Origin of the sequence: Sulfitobacter sp. PS-8MA, assembly GCF_040933935.1 — a bacterium.
Lineage (GTDB): Bacteria > Pseudomonadota > Alphaproteobacteria > Rhodobacterales > Rhodobacteraceae > Sulfitobacter.
In genome coordinates this window covers 189,243-209,130 of the sequence record NZ_JBFQYJ010000006.1, presented here as the reverse complement: position 1 = coordinate 209,130, position 19,888 = coordinate 189,243, and the positions used below count along the sequence as shown (strand labels likewise).

At 58.1% G+C, this 19,888-nt stretch carries 18 protein-coding genes and 1 pseudogene; 10 read left to right on the top strand and 9 right to left on the bottom strand.

Translation table 11 applies throughout. From position 1 onward, the window contains the following. From AB4M76_RS04910 to AB4M76_RS04900, 3 genes are all read right to left on the bottom strand, one after another. The gene (locus tag AB4M76_RS04910) at positions 1-861 is read right to left on the bottom strand and encodes a TniB family NTP-binding protein (RefSeq protein ID WP_368442382.1); all 861 of its coding nucleotides are present in this window, start codon (positions 859-861) and stop codon (positions 1-3) included. 131 nt (positions 862-992) lie between these two features. Then, positions 993-3,053 carry a Mu transposase C-terminal domain-containing protein gene (locus AB4M76_RS04905; RefSeq protein ID WP_368440688.1) on the bottom strand — a complete coding sequence of 687 codons (2,061 nt, stop codon included), beginning with the start codon at positions 3,051-3,053 and terminating at the stop codon, positions 993-995. Positions 3,054-3,164: 111 nt separating this feature from the next. Continuing rightward, positions 3,165-3,842: a hypothetical protein gene (locus AB4M76_RS04900; protein ID WP_368440687.1), complete on the bottom strand. Its 678-nt coding sequence runs from the start codon at positions 3,840-3,842 to the stop codon at positions 3,165-3,167. 931 nt (positions 3,843-4,773) lie between these two features. Here AB4M76_RS04900 and AB4M76_RS04895 point away from each other — a divergent pair. Beyond that, positions 4,774-5,589, top strand: coding sequence for a thymidylate synthase (locus tag AB4M76_RS04895; RefSeq protein ID WP_368440686.1), 816 nt, complete (start codon positions 4,774-4,776; stop codon positions 5,587-5,589). Beyond that, the gene (locus AB4M76_RS04890) at positions 5,579-6,523 is read left to right on the top strand and encodes a hypothetical protein (RefSeq protein WP_368440685.1); all 945 of its coding nucleotides are present in this window, start codon (positions 5,579-5,581) and stop codon (positions 6,521-6,523) included. Before AB4M76_RS04895 ends, AB4M76_RS04890 begins: the two co-directional genes overlap by 11 nt. Positions 6,524-6,728: 205 nt before the next feature. On the opposite strand, the gene istB is transcribed toward AB4M76_RS04890, so the two are convergent. The 4 genes from istB to AB4M76_RS04870 all read right to left on the bottom strand — a co-directional run bounded on the left by istB (position 6,729) and on the right by AB4M76_RS04870 (position 10,069). Next, positions 6,729-7,457: an IS21-like element ISPkr1 family helper ATPase IstB gene (istB, locus tag AB4M76_RS04885; RefSeq protein WP_317388941.1), complete on the bottom strand. Its 729-nt coding sequence runs from the start codon at positions 7,455-7,457 to the stop codon at positions 6,729-6,731. Beyond that, positions 7,387-8,955, bottom strand: coding sequence for an IS21 family transposase (gene istA, locus AB4M76_RS04880; protein WP_368440053.1), 1,569 nt, complete (start codon positions 8,953-8,955; stop codon positions 7,387-7,389). Before istA ends, istB begins: the two co-directional genes overlap by 71 nt. A 73-nt stretch (positions 8,956-9,028) precedes the next feature. Then, complete coding sequence (locus AB4M76_RS04875; RefSeq protein ID WP_368440684.1) at positions 9,029-9,343, bottom strand: ImmA/IrrE family metallo-endopeptidase; 315 nt, start codon at positions 9,341-9,343, stop codon at positions 9,029-9,031. Between the two features lie 243 nt (positions 9,344-9,586). After that, on the bottom strand, positions 9,587-10,069 hold the full coding sequence (locus AB4M76_RS04870; protein WP_368440683.1) for a hypothetical protein: 483 nt from the start codon (positions 10,067-10,069) through the stop codon (positions 9,587-9,589). Positions 10,070-10,598: 529 nt separating this feature from the next. On the opposite strand from AB4M76_RS04870, the gene AB4M76_RS04865 reads away from it, so the two are divergent. Together AB4M76_RS04865 and AB4M76_RS04860 are read left to right on the top strand one after the other, a co-directional pair. After that, positions 10,599-10,850 carry a hypothetical protein gene (locus AB4M76_RS04865; RefSeq protein WP_368440682.1) on the top strand — a complete coding sequence of 84 codons (252 nt, stop codon included), beginning with the start codon at positions 10,599-10,601 and terminating at the stop codon, positions 10,848-10,850. 144 nt (positions 10,851-10,994) lie between these two features. Continuing rightward, positions 10,995-12,353, top strand: coding sequence for a hypothetical protein (locus AB4M76_RS04860; protein ID WP_368440681.1), 1,359 nt, complete (start codon positions 10,995-10,997; stop codon positions 12,351-12,353). A 132-nt stretch (positions 12,354-12,485) separates the two neighbouring features. Here AB4M76_RS04860 and AB4M76_RS04855 read toward each other — a convergent pair whose 3' ends face one another. After that, positions 12,486-12,824 carry a hypothetical protein gene (locus AB4M76_RS04855; protein ID WP_368440680.1) on the bottom strand — a complete coding sequence of 113 codons (339 nt, stop codon included), beginning with the start codon at positions 12,822-12,824 and terminating at the stop codon, positions 12,486-12,488. On the opposite strand from AB4M76_RS04855, the gene AB4M76_RS04850 reads away from it, so the two are divergent. The 6 genes and pseudogenes from AB4M76_RS04850 (at position 12,817) to AB4M76_RS04825 (ending at position 17,053) form a co-directional block, all read left to right on the top strand. Continuing rightward, positions 12,817-13,152, top strand: a complete 336-nt coding sequence (locus tag AB4M76_RS04850; RefSeq protein ID WP_368440679.1) for a hypothetical protein — start codon at positions 12,817-12,819, stop codon at positions 13,150-13,152. The genes AB4M76_RS04855 and AB4M76_RS04850 overlap by 8 nt on opposite strands. A gap of 26 nt (positions 13,153-13,178) precedes the next feature. Then, complete coding sequence (locus AB4M76_RS04845) at positions 13,179-13,739, top strand: hypothetical protein (protein ID WP_368440678.1); 561 nt, start codon at positions 13,179-13,181, stop codon at positions 13,737-13,739. Beyond that, positions 13,736-14,788 (top strand): hypothetical protein, encoded by a 1,053-nt coding sequence (locus AB4M76_RS04840; protein ID WP_368440677.1) that lies wholly within the window; start codon positions 13,736-13,738, stop codon positions 14,786-14,788. The genes AB4M76_RS04845 and AB4M76_RS04840 overlap by 4 nt, the downstream gene beginning before the upstream one ends. A gap of 63 nt (positions 14,789-14,851) precedes the next feature. After that, positions 14,852-16,041, top strand: a pseudogene (locus tag AB4M76_RS04835) (IS256 family transposase). A gap of 214 nt (positions 16,042-16,255) precedes the next feature. Then, positions 16,256-16,585, top strand: a complete 330-nt coding sequence (locus AB4M76_RS04830; RefSeq protein ID WP_368440676.1) for a hypothetical protein — start codon at positions 16,256-16,258, stop codon at positions 16,583-16,585. A 72-nt stretch (positions 16,586-16,657) separates the two neighbouring features. Next, positions 16,658-17,053, top strand: a complete 396-nt coding sequence (locus AB4M76_RS04825; protein WP_368440675.1) for a hypothetical protein — start codon at positions 16,658-16,660, stop codon at positions 17,051-17,053. Between the two features lie 492 nt (positions 17,054-17,545). On the opposite strand, the gene AB4M76_RS04820 is transcribed toward AB4M76_RS04825, so the two are convergent. Then, positions 17,546-19,825: an adenosylcobalamin-dependent ribonucleoside-diphosphate reductase gene (locus AB4M76_RS04820; protein WP_368440674.1), complete on the bottom strand. Its 2,280-nt coding sequence runs from the start codon at positions 19,823-19,825 to the stop codon at positions 17,546-17,548. Positions 19,826-19,888: the final 63 nt, after the last annotated feature.

Here is a 19,888-nt window from a genome sequence, read left to right as displayed (position 1 = left end):
TCAGCGGCCCCCCTTGGGATTAGCCTTGCTGCTGGCGCTCAGGTTTATTTGCGCCCAGTTAGCGGCGAGAAAGACGTTCTTCCCGGACTCGCAACCCTCTTTCTGTTCCCATGCAGATGCAAAATGCCGGGTATCGAGCTCGCTCGCTCCGTCGCGTGCTGCGACTTCCAGCGCAGCCAGAACGTTCTCAATGAACCGGCCGAACCGTCCTCGGCTCGCATGAACGATGCGACCGATCAGGTCGGGTCGGGCGGGAGCCTTTACTCCGACTTCAGCGCAAAGAGCTCGCAAGATGAGTTTCAACAGCTTCTCATCTGCCACCGCCGAGATCGAAGCGAGCGGCATCTTGGCATAGCGGCGGTTGACCTGCTCGTCGCAGGAAGTCAGAGCCCAAAGAGTGTCGATCCCACTCAGGATCACGCTGACCGCCCCTGGGCCTTGCATAAGGTTCTTGAGCGCCTTCTGCGTTTCCTCAATCTGCCCCTGCTTACCATCGCAGAACAGGTCGTGCGCCTCATCAATCCAGAGGAAGACGACACCCAGCAACTGAAGGAGATGCCGCACGATCTTCCAGATTTCCTGCTCGGAGTTCTTCCGAGAGACTTTTTTGTATCCGCTCGTGTCCAGGATCTCGATGCCGAGGCTCTTGGTGGTCGCCGGGCTGGGCGCGAGAACCTGCAACCATGGACGGTGGTCACCATGTTTCGGCTGGAGAAGCGGGTGTCGAGAAAGGCCGCGCTCGATGAGCGAGGACTTACCGCCGCCCGCCGCTTCGATCACAGCAAGGCCTTTCGCATCACCTGTCGCGGCATCCTTCCGGGGAGAGGCGATAGAATGGCCTGTTTCGTCTCGGGCGAACAGCCGTTCCAGCTGCTGCTAAAACCGCAGATCCCGTTCAGTAGGAATGTATTTGCTTGCGGCCCGGTCCACGGCTGCGAGAGCCTGTGCCGGGGTCGATGTCATCATGGTCATAAGTTACTTGTCCCAAAGTGTCAGAAGTTCCCATCATCTTCACCGGAGTCAGACGGGTCAGATTGATGCTCGACGGGAAATTGGAACGTCTCCCCCCGGCCGGAAGCAATTTCTTCCAGATCGTGCATTTTCTCGCTCGGGTCAGATGCGAGGTCACTCGCAGTTGGCAGGACTTCTCCCCAAAGCCCTTCGTTCGCAGTCTCCGGTAGTTCATCGTCGCCATCCGCAACCCGAAAGCCAGTGAACATCGCTTGTTCTTCCCGCTCGATGCGCTCGGTGGACCAGTCTTCCTGAACCAATCCGACAAGTTTCATGGCAGCGTTGTTTTGCTCCGCGATGAAGTCGAGAGCTTTTTGGACGATCGGCGCTTTCACTTGCGCGTCATGTGCGTGCTTATTGCGTAGCTGGCGCCGTGCGATAAGCCACTGGTTGGCGGATGTTCCATGGAAGCAATTTTGGACAGCGTTCACCGGACACCATGCCTCGCCGATCTTTACCCAAATCGCGCCGATGTCTTCGGGATACCAACGAATTTCCATATCTGTATCCGGGCTGTGCATCATATGCTGCGCCAGCTGCTTCGAGTGGTAGCGCACACCCATCACCGTGACCCCATCCTTTTGAAGCACACGTTTGATCTCCTGGCCAAAGATGAGCCGTCGGCGAGGCAACGAAGGCGGCGGCGTAACGCCGTAATCATTTGTCAGGCGCTGCCAGCAGTTCCGGGGAGTTTCACCGTCCAGCCCCTCGTGCGGGGTATTGTGGTAAACATCGACGATCCAGCGCACCAGGACCGCAGAAAGTTGCTCGCAAGTGATGGCAGCTTTTTTCTCAGGGTCACTTGTGCCGCGACGCAGAATATCTCCGAACGTGCAACCGGACAGCCGCGGCATCAAACGAGTCGAAAAGGTGCGAAACACGCGCTCAATGTAGGGTTTTAGCCATGGGGCGGCCGCGGGCGTATGAAGCACACTCACACCCAAATCATGCATCCGTGCCCGGAACTCGTGGCTGACGAATTGCTTGCCGCAATCTGTAACAAGGGTGCCGATCATCCCGGCTTCGGCCCAAGGGTCGAGAGCTCCTGCGGCATCGGCCCATACACCCTTGTCCCGCAGAGCCATCTCCACAGTCTTGAGCGCGCTTCGAGAGGTGGGTGTGCGCGAGAGGGTCAGACCTACGATACAACGGGTCCGAACGCACAGGGCGACGGTGATCCACCACCGAGCACGTTCGCCATCCAAACCGAGCTCCAGTTTTTCTTGGTGGGTTAGGAGATTGAGAAGCCCCGAATCTCCCATTAGCGAAATTAGGTCGATCTTTTGCTCGTCCATCTCGATGCGCTGCATCGGGCGTTCGACTTCGATCCCGGCGCCTACAGGCGTATATGCGCGCCGGGCAGCATCCTTGCCTTCCCGCGCCAGCTTCACCCGATGCGGGTCAAGCGAGGCAATGGCTTGCCGGATAGTGATCCGAGAGGGGCAAGCAAGCTCGGGCTCGCCTTTCGCTTTACGGGCTTCGTTCTCCGCGGTGAAGGCAGAGTTGACGTCAGTAATGATGTTTGCGGGGGTTTTCCTCAGATCGCTAAGGTATCCTAAAACCGTCTTATACATCAGCAAGCGTTCATCATCCGTGAGAACGCGATCATAGTTCCCGCGTTCGCAGACACGGTCATAGAGCCCTGGTAGTCCATGATACTCGTAGGCCTTCAACCACCGCCGAACAGAACGTGCGCTAATTTTCTCTGGAATCTCTCGCTTTCCCAGGAGTTTCGGTGAGTTTTTTGTCTCCATGATTTCGCCCGCACGAAGACAAAGCGCCCCCATGTTTTCGGTAATGGAGTGATCCGTGCGCTTTACCGTTTTCGCTTTATAGCCCTCGAGAAACGCGAAAACGAAGGCCTCTCGAAATTCGGCCCGCTCTTTTTCCGCCGCACTGAAAAAGCTAAGCATCTGTGGTGGGATCGAGGCAAGAGGCTCGTAAGCTTGGACAGGCTTGTGCTCAAATTTCCCCTTCTCCAGCCAACGTGCGATTTGACTGTTGTTGAACGACTGAAGACCGCCATTCTCGTCGGCAGGCATGAACGAATGTTCATTTCCCCGAGTTTCGAAATACTGATACTGACGCCCGTCGATGAAAATCTTATCGCTCGGGCTGAATGCGTATCGGGCGCATGCGGGCTCAGTTTGATTTCAAGCGTCATGTTTGCTCCGGGAAACTTTAGCGTCGGGGGAAATTTTGACTCCGGTCGGAATCGTGAGATAACGATTACGGATCAAGCGAACGACGGCCCGAAAACCTTGTCCCCCGTGCCCAATCGCCTCCACCAGGTCCCTGATCCGCACTGCACCGACGATTGACTGGATGACCCGAAGAGCCGCACTATCCACTGCTGGATCGGGCCGACGCATTTCGTGCATCATCTCCGCATTATAGAATTCGGCGGGAGAGACATTCTTCTCGGTCATGACCACTACCCGGTCAGCGAAGTCGGCATTGACCTGACTTGCGACCAAACGCAATGCCTGGGAGACCTTCGACGAACGAAAACGGTAGTCAGACTTTACCATAATCGCGTGGCGGGCCCCATCGACGAGCGTTGCACGAAAATCGAAAAAGTGCTTTGCAGGCTTGCCGTCGGCGTTCACGTAGGTGAAAGGCACTTGGTTTTCGACATGCGCCACTTCGGGCCGAGCAAGCAGCGTCAGGACAACCTGGAACTCCGTATAGCTTTCGATGTCCATGCACGTGCCCTCGTCGGGTCCGACATTCTGCTGCCCGATAAAGTGCTCCCGACGGCCCTTGGCGACCTTCCGGGGGACAATCGAAGGCCGTGGAAGGCAGATGCTGCCATCCGGCAATTCAAACATGTGATGCTCCTTCTCGACGGAGCGCGACCGCGCTCCCTGGTAGGGTGAGCCGAGACGCCTCTACGCACCCGGTGTATCGAGAAGATTGGCTCTTTTTCAGAATGCAGAAGAAATTCGAGGGCGCGAGGTAACACGCTGGATTTATTTACAAATAGCAGACGGGCCATCGGGGACGCAGCCAGCCTCGACCGAAGCCCTTCATCTAACGAGCGCTGATCAGTGGACTGGAGGATGGCCATCGCAGGCGAGGTGGGCATACTTCGCGGATGGCCTGCTCGTAAGCGCTGAAGGTAGAGCCAAGGTCTCTTCGCTACCGGCGTAGTGCTGCGGCTCGTTCCCGCGGGGGCAGCCAGTTCGGGAAGATCCGCCATACCAGATGAAGCAAGCGACGCTGCCACCAAGGCCGCGAGCGGAAGACTGCGAGCTCGGGTCGGGCCGCATGCAACTTGGCGCGGAAGCTATCAGCATTGTGGTCCATCCGGTGAACATAGCATGAATCGAGACGCACGTCTCTCCTCCACCAGGTCGTCTCGGTTTGAAATTTCGCCAAACCACGGCGGCGCAGGACCTTTCAGCTACCAGGCTTGCGCTACACGTTTAACGAGCTACTCTGGCGCAAATTTCCAGTCGTAGGCTACCATGGATGAACGACTTCTTTTCGAGAGCAATACTTACCACAAACTTATTCGCCAGGCGTTGACGAAGATGAGAGACGCCCGATCAGACATTCAGGAAGGACTAACGCCTTGAGTTACGTAGGCGCCAACAATCTCGATGACTTAATGAGAAAAGTCTTCGAACTCCTTCTGGATGGGAAGAAACGCGTTGTTGCGACAAAGGGAGCAAGCTACGAGGAATTCGGCGTGATCCGCGGCCTAAGAAAACCCACGCTTCAGATTAAGTCGAGCCGAGGCAGATATTAGTGTCATGCTTGGGTGAATTGCTTTGGTATCTCAGTGGCAAAGACGATTTAGCGTTCATACAACATTACCTGAAAAGATATGATGAATCCGCTGAACCGAACGGAAAAATCCACGGCGCCTACGGGCCAAGACTATTCAACAGCCAGGGCATCAACCAAGTTGAGCAAGTCATCTCTCTCCTGAAAAGGAAATCCTCATCAAGAAGAGCCGCGATTCAGATATTTGAGGCGAGGGACCTGACATCCGATTACAAAGACATCCCCTGCACATGCACATTGCAATTCACGATCAGAAACAGCCGCCTCAATATGATTGTATTTATGCGATCGAACGATGCATACCGAGGCCTTCCTCACGACATTTTCGCATTCACAATGTTGCAGGAAATCATCGCTCGTAGTCTTGGAGTCGAGCTGGGAACTTACAAGCATTCAGTTGGTAGCCTCCACCTATACGACTATGACGCCAAGAAAGCTCAAAGATATCTGGATGAAGGATTTCAAGACGCACGTCCGATGCCGAGGATGCCAGACGGTGACCCATGGCCAGCAATCAGAAAAGTTCAAGAACTGGAAGAACAAATTCGTCTCGAAAAAGCTGGCCCACTCCTATTGGAGGATCTGCCAGAGTTCTGGACAGATCTAGTCAGAATCCCAAAAATATATGCCTTGGGCGAGAATGGAGCTGAAAAGAGGGAGATCGTTGCCCTAAAAAAGGCGATGTCCACTGACGTCTACGACTCCTACGCTCGGAAATTTGAACGCAGGGCCACAATCAAGCCCACACAACAAGAACTACCATTGGAGGGCAATAATGAGCGGTAAGTTCCGCAACAGAATGCAAGATTTTGAGAGGAGAATTGCGAACTTTCAATATAGAAACTCCCCAGCTCTCGGAGTGCAAACCCCTGCAAGACAGCATACCCTTGCGCGACAAATCATCGATAGCCTACGTCGAACTGATTTCGTAAAAACGATATCGAGAATGCCAGTCAGCGCCCAACGGTGCGATCCAGGTAGCCGTCTCTTCGACCCTCTCAAGGCCTCTATACACTATCGGAATCGTGGCCTCTTTGACGAAGCACACTGGATCACCTTTCTCGGCACGCACTTTGGGAAGCATGAGTCTCAGGGATGGAACCTCGCCGCAAAAGTATACGGCGGCCTTCAGAATCGACCATTCTGGACTTGGTCGAGAGCTTCTCAAGACCCCGATGGGATTACCAATTGGCTGCATGCAAACAGGGGCTACTTTCTTGATCCGCAGAATAACTTGAAATTCAGTAACCACAGAAAATATGAGGCTCTCGACACGCAAAGCCAAAATCATACAGGCGAAGTAGCTGCGTCATATATTCGCTGGGTGCTCCAGCATGGTGACCACCGAACACTGATCAACAACATCCAAGCGGAGGCTGGTCAGAATCCGCATGCAGTCTTTGATGGCATTTACTCGGAAATGAAGAAGAATGTGGTGCGCTTTGGACGTCTTGGCGCCTTTGACCACGTCTGCATGATAGGCAAACTTGACTTGGCTCCTGTAGAGCCCGGTAGCGCTTACATTGGAACTGCGACAGGGCCGAGACGGGGCGCGGATTTGCTGCTCCTTAATGATGTAGACGCGAAAACTCCGGCTCGGGAGCTTGAGCGTGCGCTGATTGACTTTGGGCAGCAAATGGGAATCGGAATGCAGGAAGTAGAAGATTCTCTCTGCAATTGGCAGAAAAGCCCGGACGACTACAGATTTTTCAGACGCTGAAAATCAACCCCATTTGTAGTGCCTCTTGAGGAAATTCATACTCGCATGTGGGATCAACCCCATGTGCTGCATTTTGTCAATCGGCAGGCAATCTTGACCCCCTATCGGCATCCAAAAATGACCCCCCATCGGAGCGCTCGGGTAGCTGGCCCGATGCGGTGTAGCCTTTATACAGCGCAGCCGTATCGGGCCAGCGGGGTTTAGGTCATTCGCGGGTCTTGAAGCGCCAGCTCTCGTTGCCGGTTTCGACGATGTCGCAGTGGTGTGTAAGGCGATCGAGCAGTGCTGTCGTCATCTTGGCGTCTCCGAAGACTGATGGCCACTCACCGAAGTCGAGGTTGGTCGTTACGATGATGGACGTGCGCTCGTAGAGGCGACTGACGAGGTGGAACAGCAGCTGACCGCCAGTCTGGGCGAAGGGGAGATAGCCGAGCTCGTCGAGGATCAGGAAGTCGAGGCGGCACAAGAGATCCGCAGTGCGCCCCTGGCGATCAGCCCGGGCTTCTGCGTCGAGTTTGTTCACAAGGTCGACGATGTTGAAGAAGCGGCCGCGTTTACCACGGCGGATGCAGGCCCTGGCGATGCTCACGGCAAGATGGGATTTGCCGGTCCCGGTGCCGCCGATCAGCACGACGTTGCGTTGATGTTCAAGGAACTCTCCGGAGGCCAGATCGCGCACCAGCGTCTCGTTGACCGGCGTGTTCTCGAAGCTGAACTCATCGACCTCCTTGGCCAGTGGTAGTTTGGCAATCCTCATCTGGTATCTGATCGAACGCGCCTGCTTTTCGCTGATCTCGGCGTGCAGGAGGTCGCCGACGATCTGTTGCGGTTCGTGCTGACGCTTCACTGCTGTCGTGATGATCTCATCGTAGGCGGCCTTCATGCCGTAGAGCTTCAGCTGGCTCATCGCATCCAGCACTTGTGATCTTTCCATGGTTGGGTCTCCTGAGGCTGTCGTAACGTTGGCAATCGGCCACGGGCTGGCAAGTCAGCCGCAACGCGTCCGGCGTATCGATGGTCAACGGCGGCGGCGGCTCACGATGCCGGGCCAAGATGTTAATGATGACGGAGGCGGCGTGAGCCCCTTCATTCAGGGCTTCGGCACAAGCGGCATCCACGGCATCCAGCCCGTCGGTTGGGATCATGCTCAGGATCTGAACCATCTGGCGGTCGCCGTTCGGCACCTTACCAAGCTTGCGCTGCACACGCCTGATTGCTGGCGGCAGCTCCCAGTCCTTGAAGGGCGCACCATTCCTGAGCGCGCCCGGTTTGCGAGCCAGAACAGGGATGTAGTGCAGCGGGTTGTAAATCGACTTATCGCGGCCGAAGGCTCGGTCGTGCTGCCCCACAATCTTACCGTCCTGCCAGAACTCGACTCGCTCGGCATAAGCACGGATCTCAACTGGGCGTCCGACGGCTCGACCATCCACCGAGTAGCGGTTCTTATCGAACCGAACGAGGCAGGTTTTGGACACCGAGGCAGGCAGCGCGTGGAAGCCATTGAAGGGGCCGACATACGGCACCAAGCTGGCTCGTTCTTGCTTGAACACCTCCCAAGTTGTCCGATCCCGGAGCTCGGGGTGCGGGTTGGACTGAGCCCAGGCAACGCACCGGTCTTCAAGCCAAGCGTTCAGTTCGGCATAGCTTTTAAACTTCGGTCGCGGCACGAAGAACCGCCGCCGGACAACGCCGACCTGGTTCTCGACCTGTCCCTTCTCCCAGCCCGAGGCGGGGGTGCAGGCGACCGGATCGACCAAGTAATGTCCGCACATCTGCTGGAACCGGCGATTATAGGCGCGGTCGCGACCGACAAAGATCGTATCCACCGCCGTCTTCATGTTGTCGTAAATCCCCCGAGCACAGGCTCCGCCGAAGAAGGCAAAAGCTTTGTCGTGGGCGTCAAAGACCATCTCCTGTGACTCGCGCGGGTAGGCTCGTACGAACAGCATTCGGCTATGGCAAAGGCGGACGTGCGCCACCTTCACTGTCGTCGTCGCGCCATCGATCACCACGATCTCATGGCTCCAATCAAACTGATAGGCCTCACCGGGATCGAAGGTCAGCGGCACATAGGCAGCGGCTGATGCCCCCTGTTCCTCCTTGGACCATGAGGCCGCGTAGCGCCGGACAGCATCGTAGCCGCCGTCATATCCGAGGGCTCTGAGTTCTTCGAAGACCCTAATCCGGGTCAGCCTCTCACGCTTGGGCTTGCGCGCGTTCACTGACAGCATCTCGTCGAGCTTGTCTTTCCAGGGCCCAATCTTCGGCTGCGGCTGGACCGTCCGCTCGTAGGTGAGCTCCGTCACACCGGATCGGATTACCTTGCGCACCGTGTTCCGCGATACCCGTAACTCCCGGCAAATCTGCTTAATCGGCTTCTTGTCCTGAAAATACGCCCGCCGGATCTTCGCAATCGTCTCCACAACCAACATCCCACACTGTGCTCCCCGATAGCCTCGGGGGCATTATCCACATCAGTGTAAGGGGGTCATTTTTGGACGCCGATCACCCCTCTACGGGGTCAAAATTGCATGCTTGTTCACACTGCATTTGACCAACCAAGATGCCAGGAGACATTCCTATCTCAAACGCAGACCTCATGATATCACGCTTGCCCTTCGGTATCGAAGCGAGCCTTTCCCTATACTTTGCAGGGATCAGGATTTCGGATGAGAAAGAATTTGCCTCTATTTCCGCTTGATCCCTCTCAACAAAATCGCCCTCCAAGAACATCTCGCTATCCCGATGCAGAACTAAATGGCCAATCTCATGAAAGAAGGTAAACCAAAAATGGTCATCTGAGAGGTATCTAAAGCTCATCTGGAGGGTAGCCTGTCCGCCTCTACAAATTCTGGTTGCACCACTGGCACGGCAGCCTTTCGGCGACCTCACGACAACGAACCGAACTCCAACCTCGGAGAGGATCTGGCGAACGTTCGACAGGAATACATTCGGCGACGCCTTTCGGCACTGCCCTCGCAGCTGCGGTAGTCGGCTTCGAAGCCGGTCCGGATCGAACTCGCTTGCATCGATTTTTTCTGCGAGGATGTCACCCATTCTCAACTAAGAAAGAGTCGCGCTCGCATCGTTCTGGAAGGAAAAAGAAGTGCGAAATGCTACTCTCTCAAGTGTCTGCCCGTAAATATTTCGCCATTCCCTCAGATTATCGCATTCGAAAAAGTCATAGAGATTGTTTAACTTTTCATTGAAATTTCGTGTTTTGGGAAGCCATCCGAGATTCGCAATATCAGCATAGGGTATTTCTCTTACCCATTCGGTCTCTGTTTCAGCGCTCGATTCCGCCTTCGCCTTTTGAAAAGCGGCATCGCGACGCAGCCAAAATCCTCTGCTACCGCCGAGCCGTTCTTCAAGGGAACTTGCCAAATGAGGAGAGATTCTTTTCCCATGCCGCACAACATCCATGAACTCTGGACCGAGTTCTTCGAACAGTGCCGTCAGGATTTCCCCTTGACTCTTCGCTAACGAGACGATGGTTGCCCCTGGGCTTTGAGGCCAGTCCGTTTGGTAATCAGTTACGGCTTTCATCACTGCTCTCCGACCGACAAGACCTTGAGGCGCAGAACCTCTGCCCAGTCGATCCGACCGTAGGAGTTTCGCGGCGCCGTCAAGTGCCCCTGTTCAGCGCTTAGCACGAGTGAGGCTCCGGAAGAAGATGTCACAGCACCAGTATCGTCATCGAGAGCAAATATACCAGGGAGTAGCTGTAGCTCGCCACCATTGTCGACAGCGGCAATATCAGCAAGACGCTCGTGAAGCAGCTGGGCAGTTTGGGCGCCAAGTTTTTTTATCGCCAAGTTCCTGTTCTTACAGATACGCCTCACGGCACTTGATGAATACGTCAAATCCGAATTGCCCACCTCAGCTTCAATTTTCTGCAATGCTACAGGCCCGCCCTAAGGAGTGAAAGTAGGTGTCTGCCGTAGGCCGCCCCACTTCGCGACAGGTTTGATCACCTGCTCTACGGCCTTTCGAAACACAATCAGACCGCGAGGTTTCGGAACAGGTGACGGCCTTTTGCTCGACCTGTGATGGGCGCGCCCGGCTTCTCTTCACGATGAATCTGGTGACGCCCTCCTGTCCAGACCCGGAGGATCTGCCCCTGAAGGGCATCGGGACCACGCTCGACGGCAAGCGATACCTGGTCGGACGAAGTGATCTCAAGCTGCGCTACGGCGATGGGAAGTTCTTCGTGACCGCGCTCGTGGACGGCTCGAAGTCACTGATATCGGATGTGGAGGAAATATCATTCCGCCTCGACGCGGCTCGTGTCATGGGGCGGCTTTCGCGAAGGCAACAGCTTGGATGAGACCGCCCGGAAATCACTCAAATTGGCATGGAGGAATTGCATTTGACCGAGCAGCGTTGTCGCGCTGCCTTCTCGCCCCCACGCAGACGTTGAATCGAAAGCTCGGTTGGGGGTAGGCTTGTTAGAATTTGAAGAGGGACAATAATGGTTGATTTACCTGATTTCGTAGTGAGCGGTGACGAGGCTCGGCTGTTTCCGATCCTCGCGGAGACCAGTAAGGAAAAACGTGCCGCAACCATTTTTCTCGCGGTGATGACGCAGATCCCGGCAATGTCGGAGGAGGTGCTGGGCACCGTGGGCGTGCGCGTCGGTAAAAGGACTCGGGTTCGGGCCTTCACCGAGGTGGTTCTGAAAGAGACGGTTGCGGACGGCTGTCGGCCGGATGGGCTTATCTTCGTCGATACCGGCCGAACCCAATGGTCAGCGCTGATCGAGGCCAAGATCGGGCGCAATGAGCTCACGCAGGAGCAGGTCCAGAAGTATCTCGAGCTTGCCAAGGCGAACGGGATCGACGCAGTGGTCACCGTCTCGAACGAGTTCGTGGCGCGGGCGGATCATTCGCCGGTCGCGGTGTCAAAAACGCTCCTACGAAAGGTTGATCTCTTCCACTGGTCATGGTCCTGGCTGGCGACGGTATGCGAGATTCTCGAATACCAAGAGGCGGTAACCGACACCGAGCAAGATTACTTGCTGCGGCAGTTGAACCACTTCCTGGCCCATCCGGCAACCGGCGTGGAATGCTTCACGCAGATGGCGCCGACCTGGAAGGACGTGACCCAATCGGTGCTGAACGACGAGGCACTCAAGAAGAGCGCCCCGGAGGTTGAGGCGTTCGCGGCAAGTTGGATCGCCGAGGAGCGTGATCTTTGTCTGCACATGTCGAGCCATGTCGGCCAGGAGGTCGCGGCAAAGATCGAACGCAAGCTCGCAGGAGATCCCGCCCAGCGCCTCAAATCGATGATCGATACCCTGGTGTCGAGCCAGACACTGACCTCGGTGGTGCGCGTTCCCAACTGCGCTTCGGACATGGATATCTGCGTGGATCTTGCACGCCGGACGGTGGCGGTTTCCATGTCGCTCAAGGCACCTCTCGACAAGAAGTCGACTAAGGCCCGGGTGAACTGGCTGCTGCGCATGCTGCCCGATGATGATGACCGGCTGCTACTGCGCGCTCACTGGCCGGGCCGCAGCGCGCCGACCACCAAGGATCTCAAGAGCCTGCGCGAGGACCCTGCGGCGATCCAGAATGACAATCCGGATACGACACCGCATAGCTTCGAGGTGCTGCTCGTCGAAAATCTCGGAAAGCGCTTCTCGGGTCGGCGGACCTTCATCGAGGATGTCGAACGGATCGTGCCGATTTTCTACGACCTGGTTGGTGTCAACCTGAAGGCGTGGCAGGCGCCGCCGCCCAAACCGGTTAAGTCACGCACTGAACCAGACCCCGGAGAACTTACCCATGCCGACCTGGAGCCTGCCGGGGCGCTCCCCGAGGAGGAATAGGCCGGCCACAGCTCGCGCGGGAAACGCGATCCGATGAGCATACCAAGACTTTTCTCTTACCCGGAGCGACCATCTGGTGCTTTGTTTTCAGGCGGCGCCTTCCAGGGAGCAGCTCGGCCGGCGCGGTTGCCTTCAAAAGGCCACCAGCATGTCGGCCGGCACGCCAAAAGCGAGGCTGCCTTCACGAATGACCCGAACATCTTTCGTGATCTCCCCCAGATCGAGGGCAAGCCTGAGGGCTCGAGTGAAATCCCGCGGCAGGAAACCGATCCGTGCAGGCTCCGCGGCACCGTCAAACCAGACCTTGATGGCCAGCGGGTCATAGGGGTTGTCTGAGACCAACTCAATCCGCGGGGCGGTATCGAAAGCGATCTCTTCGGCGACGCGGTCGTAGTCAGCGAAAGGCAGGCCCACGACGGGCACGCAGGCTTCGGGATCGGGGCCGCTCTTGACGGCAAGGGTGATGTCCATTGGGGTCCTTGTGGTTCGAGACCCGAAGAAAACGGGCCCCGCCAGGCCGGGCTACCAAGACGGATGCGGCCTTGTCGAAAAAGACAAGTGGGCCTCGAAAGAACTATTTTCTGTTTTGACTTGGCGCATTCTGGCAAAGGTTCATTGTATGGATCTGCGCTCGACATATCTCGCTTTCGTGTTTTTCGCCGCCACCCTGTTGGGGTGGCGTGGTTTTTACGGGGTGGGAGAATTTCCGGGCCTGGGGCTCGGCTGTCTCGGCCTGCTTGGCATTCTTTCCCTTGTTGGCGGCTATCGCGTGGCCCTGCGGCCAGGCGCGCGCTTCTGAGCGCCGCGATCGAGCCGGAGTCGCCTTTGGCAAGCGTTCTGACCGGCAAAATGGGATCAACCATGGCCGCGGTCATGGGCACGGCGGGCACATTGCCCATTGCCGCATATTTTGCCATCACGGCGTCTGGGCCGGAGATCCTGCTGGCCGGCGTTGCCGGGGCTTGGGTTCTTTTGGTGAGCCTCGTGGCGGAGCGCGCAAGCTGGGTGCATTTGCGCCCGCACTTTCGACTGAGTGTTGTCGGGCCTGCGACCCTTGGGGTGGCGGTGCTGCCAATCATCGGATTGGCCATGGGTTTTGCCTTCTGGGTCCTGCCGGTTCCGGCCTATGCGCAGACGCCTGCCCTCTCGGGGGCGATATCCGCAGCCCTGGAGGGATTGCCGCGTCATCACGCGCTGGCGTTTGAGGTCCTCTCGGTGCTGCGGATTGCCGACGCTTTCATCTATTGGCTCCTTGCCCAGGATGGGTTCCGAGCCGGATTGCCGGTTCTTTTGTTCCTTTTCAAGGGAGCCGTCATCTATCTGAGCATTGCCAAGCTGACTTTCGATTGTCGCGTGGCCCTGATGCGGAGCGAGGAGGCGACATGAGTGTCGAGACGGAGCTTCAGCCAAAACCCCGCCGCCCGACGACGGCATGGCGGGCTTTCGTGCTGACAATCGTGGTATTGCTCGGGCTGATGCTCGCACTTGTCTTCGCGGCCTATCATGGCGTCCAGATCTCATTGAGAGAACTCGAAGAGACACATGTGGAGGTGTCGGTCGAGGCGCCGGAGCCCCCGGTCCTCGACGTTCCTGAAGGCGTGATTGAAGGATGGGCCAGGCGTGCCTCCGAGGCGGCAGTGGACGCCGCGACGGTGGAGCTGCGGGCGCGGCTGGACGATGTCTTCATGCCGGTGCATGAGGCCGTTCCGGCCTATGCCGATTTCCATTATTCCGTGCTGGGTGAATATGTCGAACTGACCGAGGCGGCATTCCGCGCGGTCTCGAGCTCGATGCAGGACCGGCTGTTCTCAGGGTTTAACCCGCGGCTCGAGAATGCCCTGGGCGACGTGGGGGATGTCTATGAGCGCACCTTCCGCGATGAGATCGAAGAGGAGGTCGAGGCCGGGCGTCTGACGCTGGGGCAAGAGGCGATCATCAGCGAAGCGACGCGACTTGCGATCGACGATACCATTTCGCGCGCCGGCATTGGTCTGCCGTCCGAGATCATGGCTGCCGGTGTGGGGGCGATCGGCGCCAAGGCGGCTGCGGCCGCGCTCGGCAAGGTGCTCGTGAAGGGACTTGCAAAGGTGGCAGCAAAGACTGCGGCCAAGCCCCTCGGTGCGGGCGGCGCAGCCGCGGCGGGGGCGGCTGTCGGCAGTATCGGAGGTCCGCCGGGAGCGGCAGTCGGTGGTGTGGTAGGAGCGGTCGTCGGCTGGTTCTCGATGGACTACGCCATCGTCAAGATCGACGAACTCATGAACCGGGATCAGTTCGAGGCCGACCTGCATCTGATGATTGATGCGGAGAAGGAACTGCTGGCCCTCAGGATCGAAGACATCATCTCTGAGCGTGCGTCGCGCACGCCGACAGGAACGATCAGCGAGGCTCGGCGCGGCGATCCAATGTCGAACACGCCCGCGAATGCCGTTGAATAGATCGGATTTCCCGTCCGGGTGATCGGGGCCTCATTTCTGCGAGATAGCCATATCGGCGGGCTGATGGCCCACAGAAAGGACACTCGATGCAGAAAATTGGCGCCCGGCGAGGCCGGACTGATGAAAGAGCTGAAGATCAAGCTCATGAAGCGGATGCTCGGCGCCGAGTTGACGGCGCAGCTTGGCTATGAAGAGGGCAAAGAAGCTCCACCGGGTCAGAGCAATCGCCGGAATGGCGTCTCGACCAAGGTGCTGAAGGGGCAGGACGGCAAGATGCCGGTGGCGGTGCCTCGCGACCGCGACAGGAGCTTCGAGCCGGAACTGGTGAAGAAGGGCCAGACCCGGATCGACGCGATGGATGACAAGATCACCGGGCTCTAGGCAGCCGGGCTGACGGTCCGGGACATCCAGGCCCATCTGCTCGACTTCTATGGCCTGAAGGTCTCACCCAACTTGATCAGCCGTGTCTCCGACGTCGTTCTGGACGAGGTTCGGCAATGGCATAGCCGGGCGCTGGAGCGTATGTATCCGATCGTGATCTTCGACGCGCTGCGCGTGAAGATTCGCGATGCCGCCAGCCGGGCAGTGAAGAACAAGGCGGTATATGTCGCCCTCGGTGTCACCCGCGAGGGCCAGCGCGACGTTCTTGGCCTCTGGGTCGCCGCGAACGAGGGAACCAAATTCTGGCTCTCGGTGATGAACGAGCTGAAGAACCGGGGCACGCATGACATCCTGATCGCCGTCGAGGACGGGCTCAAGGGCTTTCACAAGGCCATCACTGCCCCTTTCCGGATGCCACGTTCCAGGCCTGCATCGTGCATCTGGTGCGCCACAGCCTGAATTTCTGCTCCTGGAAAGACCGCAAAGTCTTGGCCGTCGACCTGCGCCGAATTTACAGCGCCTTGACCGCCGATTTGGCCGAGGCCGAGCTTGATGCCCTCGCGGAGAGATGGGCCGGGAAATACGCTTCGATCGCGCCGGCCTGGCGTCGGGCATGGCAGGTGGTGATCCCGTTCTTTGCCTTCGATCCGGCGATCCGCAAGATCATCTACACCACGAACGCCATAGAGAGCCTGAACCGCGTGATCCGGAAATCCATCAAGACGCGTGGGACCTTCCCGCCGGATGAGGCTGCGACCAAGCTGATCTATCTGGCCATCCGCAACTTTGAGAAGGATGGCAGAAATGTTCGGGAATGGTTTGCGGCCCGCAATCACTTCGCCATAATGTTCGGCGAGCGCTTCGACGCTTGAGTATCCCAAACCGCATAGACCGGCCCGGATACACAAAGTTCAGGACACACCCACGCTCTGCTGGACATTGCCGGGAATGTCTCGGTTTTAGCAAATCCACTTGCCGCATTTCGTCTCAACACAAAATAGCCAATCTCCTTGTTGAAGCGCCGGATGAGGTGCCGCGGGTCTTGACGCTGGCCACTTTGGGCCAGCACCCAAAAGGAGATGGCCAATGCCTCGTGACTTTCTTTCCACTCCCTTCCCTGCCGCCTTCGTTCTGTCCAACGCCGCCGCCCTTTGCTCGGCTGCACGGCTCTTAGGCGGCCGCGAGGCTGAAGCGCGCGTGCAGCGCCTTATCGACGACATGTGTGTTTCACCGTGCACCACCACTCATATGCGTCGTGGACTGGACGCCATGGAGAGCCTTCTCGGGCTTGAGCATGTTCATGACCTCGATCGGATCGAGGCCGAACGGTTCGCTGAGATCGATCCTATGAGCCCTGTCATCGAGGAAATTTGCCTATTGCTCGAAGGCCTCCGGGAGGCGCGCGCCTGGCTATAGGAGCGACTGGCGCATTCTGTGCGCCAGCTTGACGTGCCGAAACCGACTGGCACCGTTTACAGGAGAACACTCGTGAACTCGAATACCATTCATATCGACGTGGAACTATCCGCTGCCCGAGCGATCGCATGCCAGCGCAAATTGCGCAACGCAATCCACTCCGTGCGCGACGCTCTGCCTCTGTCGCTCCGCTTTGCGATCGATGCTACTTGCAAGTTGTCTGTCGAAGACCTCTTCACGCCGCACAAACTCGATACTGCGCAAGACGTGTTGGAGCGCCTCAATACCTTCATCAAGGATGTGGGTGGCGTGCCTGTGGTCCACCACACAGAAGAAGGCCACCCCTACGAGATCGGCGGCTCTGAATTGGGACGCAAGATAGGAATCCTGTTCAATCACCTCAACGAGATGCAGCGCCACGCGTGGCTCGTCAGTGATCATCTCGCGGCCCGGGCTGTTCTCGAATGACGTAGGTGGGCCACCCTTCGGAAGGTCGGCGCGGAGGCCCGTTCCCGGTGCCAGCGGCATGGCCGCGCTTGCTTCACTTGGGGTCTTGCGGAGCGCCGGGGATAACAGAGTTAACTGAGCAGGCAGAACAAGGGGGCCATGGCATAGCCGTGGCTCCTTCCAATTTGGCTCGGGGAACGCTCTGAGGCTGGCTGCGCGCAGCCCAATGAGCCCGAGAGGCGAGGGCAACGCGTTCCGGTTATTATAAGCTCATCTTATTAGCCTGGGGCAGCTAAGGTTCGGCGGACCTTTGCGACGATACCCCCTTCAATCTCGTTTCTTTGAGTTTCGATTTTGATAACTCGCTCGCCGGACCCACATTCCCTCTGAAACCAAAAAGACCACCGAGAAACATCCCGGTGGTCAATAAGTGCTTTCATAATGGTCAAAACTTCAGGCGTAATGGACTGGAATTGCTTTCAGTCACAGAATCTAACTGAACTTAGCGATTCATTAAGAACACTTACTATGCCCACAACTCCCACAAGTCATACACCCCTCAACCATCCGCATGTCAAACTGGCCGCAGGACGGGCAGGACTTCCCGCGCGGCGCATCCAAGCCAACAACTTTCGCCTGTGGGTCGGTCTTCAGCCCCATGCCTTCGCCCGCGATAAAGCCGGTGGCGATCATGTGGCGCTCGATCACGCCGCCGATGGCCGCGAGGATGGAGGGGATGTATTTGCCCTGCATCCAGGCCCCGCCGCGCGGGTCGAAGACGGCTTTCAGCTCTTCCACGACGAAGGACACATCGCCGCCCCGCCGGAACACGGCGGAGACCATGCGTGTCAGCGCCACGGTCCAGGCGAAATGCTCCATATTCTTGGAGTTAATGAAGACCTCGAAGGGGCGACGGTGGCCGTTCAGCACGATGTCGTTGATCGTGATGTAAAGCGCGTGCTCGCTGTCGGGCCATTTGACCTTATAGGTGTTGCCCTCCAGTTCCGCCGGGCGGTCCAGCGGGTCGGACATATAGACGATCTCGCCGCCTTCGCTGACCTGATCGGGGCTGTCGGCGGGGGCCTTGTCGGTCTTCTCCGAGGATACGCTCAGCACCGAGCCGGTCACATCGTTCGGGCGGTAGGTGGTGCAGCCTTTGCAACCCAGATCCCAAGCCTGCATATAGACGTCCTTGAAGGCGTCGAAGGAGATATCCTCGGGGCAGTTGATGGTCTTGGAGATCGAACTGTCGATCCATTTCTGCGCCGCGGCCTGCATCTTGACGTGGTCGGCGGGCGGCAGGGTCTGGGCGTTGACGAAATAGTCGGGCAGCGGTGCGTCGCCTTTCAGCTCGCGCCACATCTGCACGGCGTAGTCGACGACCTCTTCCTCGGTCCGGCTGCCGTCTTTCTGCAGCACCTTGCGGGTATAGGCATAGGCGAAGACCGGCTCGATCCCCGAGGACACGTTGCCCGCATAGAGGCTGATCGTGCCGGTGGGCGCGATGGAGGTCAGCAGCGCGTTGCGTATGCCATGTTCGCGGATCGCCTCGCGTACGTCATCGTCCATCTGCATCATGGTGCCGGAGGCGAGGAACTTCTCCGCGTCGAAGAGCGGGAAAGCGCCCTTCTCTTTGGCCAGATCCACCGACGCGAGATAGGCCGCGCGGGCGATTGCCTTGAGCCAAGCCTCGGTCTGCGCCGCCGCCTCGTCGGAGCCATAACGCAGGCCGACCATCAAGAGCGCATCGGCCAGACCGGTGACGCCCAGACCGATGCGGCGCTTGTTCTGCGCCTCGGCGGCCTGTTCGGGCAGCGGGAAGTTCGACACGTCGACGACGTTGTCCATCATGCGGACGGCGGTGGCGACCAACTCGCTCATCGCGTCTTGGTCCAGATGGGCATCGTCCTCGAAAGGCTGTGCGACAAGCCGCGCGAGGTTGATCGAGCCCAGCAGACAGGCGCCATAGGGCGGCAGCGGCTGTTCGCCGCAGGGGTTGGTGGCGGCGATGGTCTCGCAATAGTTCAGGTTGTTGGCGGCGTTGATGCGGTCGATAAAGATCACGCCCGGCTCGGCGTAATCATAGGTCGCCTGCATGATCTTGTTCCACAGATCACGCGCCTGCACGGTCTTGTAGACCTTATCGCCAAAGACGAGGTCCCAGGACCCGTCGGCCTTCACAGCCTCCATGAAGGGATCGGTGACCAGCACCGACATGTTGAACATCCGCAGCCGCGCCGGGTCGGATTTGGCGGAGATGAAGTCTTCGACATCCGGGTGATCGCAGCGCATCGTCGCCATCATTGCTCCCCGGCGCGAGCCTGCCGACATGATGGTGCGGCACATGGCGTCCCAGACGTCCATGAAGCTCAGTGGGCCGGAAGCATCCGCCGAGACGCCCAGCACATCCGCGCCGCGCGGGCGGATGGTGGAGAAGTCATAGCCGATCCCCCCGCCCTGCTGCATGGTCAGTGCGGCCTCTTTCAGCATGTCGAAAATGCCGGACATGCTGTCAGGCACGGTGCCCATCACAAAGCAGTTGAACAGCGTCACCCGGCGCGCGGTACCAGCCCCGGCGGTGATGCGGCCCGCGGGGAGGTATCTGAAATCCTCCAGCGCGCCAAAGAACCTGTCTTCCCAAAGATCGGCATCCGATTCGACCTGCGCGAGATCGCGCGCGATCCGGCGCCATGTGTCTTCCACCGTGGCGTCAGTGGGGGTGCCATCGGCCCCTTTAAAACGATATTTCATATCCCAGATTTGTTCGGCGATCGGGGCGGTAAAGCGGGACATGGGAAAACTCCTGAGGTCAGTGGCAGGGGCTCTTATTAGCTAGGCTCTGCCAGAAGGAAAACC

What these genes read in the sequence shown, in the direction of transcription:
- AB4M76_RS04905 (WP_368440688.1), bottom strand. Translation starts at nt 3,053, where the DNA reads ATGCCTGCCGACGAGAATGGCGGTCTTCAGTCGTTCAACAACAGTCAA.
- AB4M76_RS04900 (WP_368440687.1), bottom strand. Translation starts at nt 3,842, where the DNA reads ATGTTTGAATTGCCGGATGGCAGCATCTGCCTTCCACGGCCTTCGATT.
- AB4M76_RS04890 (WP_368440685.1), top strand. Translation starts at nt 5,579, where the DNA reads ATGAGCGGTAAGTTCCGCAACAGAATGCAAGATTTTGAGAGGAGAATT.
- istB (WP_317388941.1), bottom strand. Translation starts at nt 7,457, where the DNA reads ATGGAAAGATCACAAGTGCTGGATGCGATGAGCCAGCTGAAGCTCTAC.
- istA (WP_368440053.1), bottom strand. Translation starts at nt 8,955, where the DNA reads ATGTTGGTTGTGGAGACGATTGCGAAGATCCGGCGGGCGTATTTTCAG.
- AB4M76_RS04875 (WP_368440684.1), bottom strand. Translation starts at nt 9,343, where the DNA reads ATGAGCTTTAGATACCTCTCAGATGACCATTTTTGGTTTACCTTCTTT.
- AB4M76_RS04870 (WP_368440683.1), bottom strand. Translation starts at nt 10,069, where the DNA reads ATGAAAGCCGTAACTGATTACCAAACGGACTGGCCTCAAAGCCCAGGG.
- AB4M76_RS04865 (WP_368440682.1), top strand. Translation starts at nt 10,599, where the DNA reads ATGAATCTGGTGACGCCCTCCTGTCCAGACCCGGAGGATCTGCCCCTG.
- AB4M76_RS04860 (WP_368440681.1), top strand. Translation starts at nt 10,995, where the DNA reads ATGGTTGATTTACCTGATTTCGTAGTGAGCGGTGACGAGGCTCGGCTG.
- AB4M76_RS04850 (WP_368440679.1), top strand. Translation starts at nt 12,817, where the DNA reads ATGTCCATTGGGGTCCTTGTGGTTCGAGACCCGAAGAAAACGGGCCCC.
- AB4M76_RS04855 (WP_368440680.1), bottom strand. Translation starts at nt 12,824, where the DNA reads ATGGACATCACCCTTGCCGTCAAGAGCGGCCCCGATCCCGAAGCCTGC.
- AB4M76_RS04840 (WP_368440677.1), top strand. Translation starts at nt 13,736, where the DNA reads ATGAGTGTCGAGACGGAGCTTCAGCCAAAACCCCGCCGCCCGACGACG.
- AB4M76_RS04830 (WP_368440676.1), top strand. Translation starts at nt 16,256, where the DNA reads ATGCCTCGTGACTTTCTTTCCACTCCCTTCCCTGCCGCCTTCGTTCTG.
- AB4M76_RS04820 (WP_368440674.1), bottom strand. Translation starts at nt 19,825, where the DNA reads ATGTCCCGCTTTACCGCCCCGATCGCCGAACAAATCTGGGATATGAAA.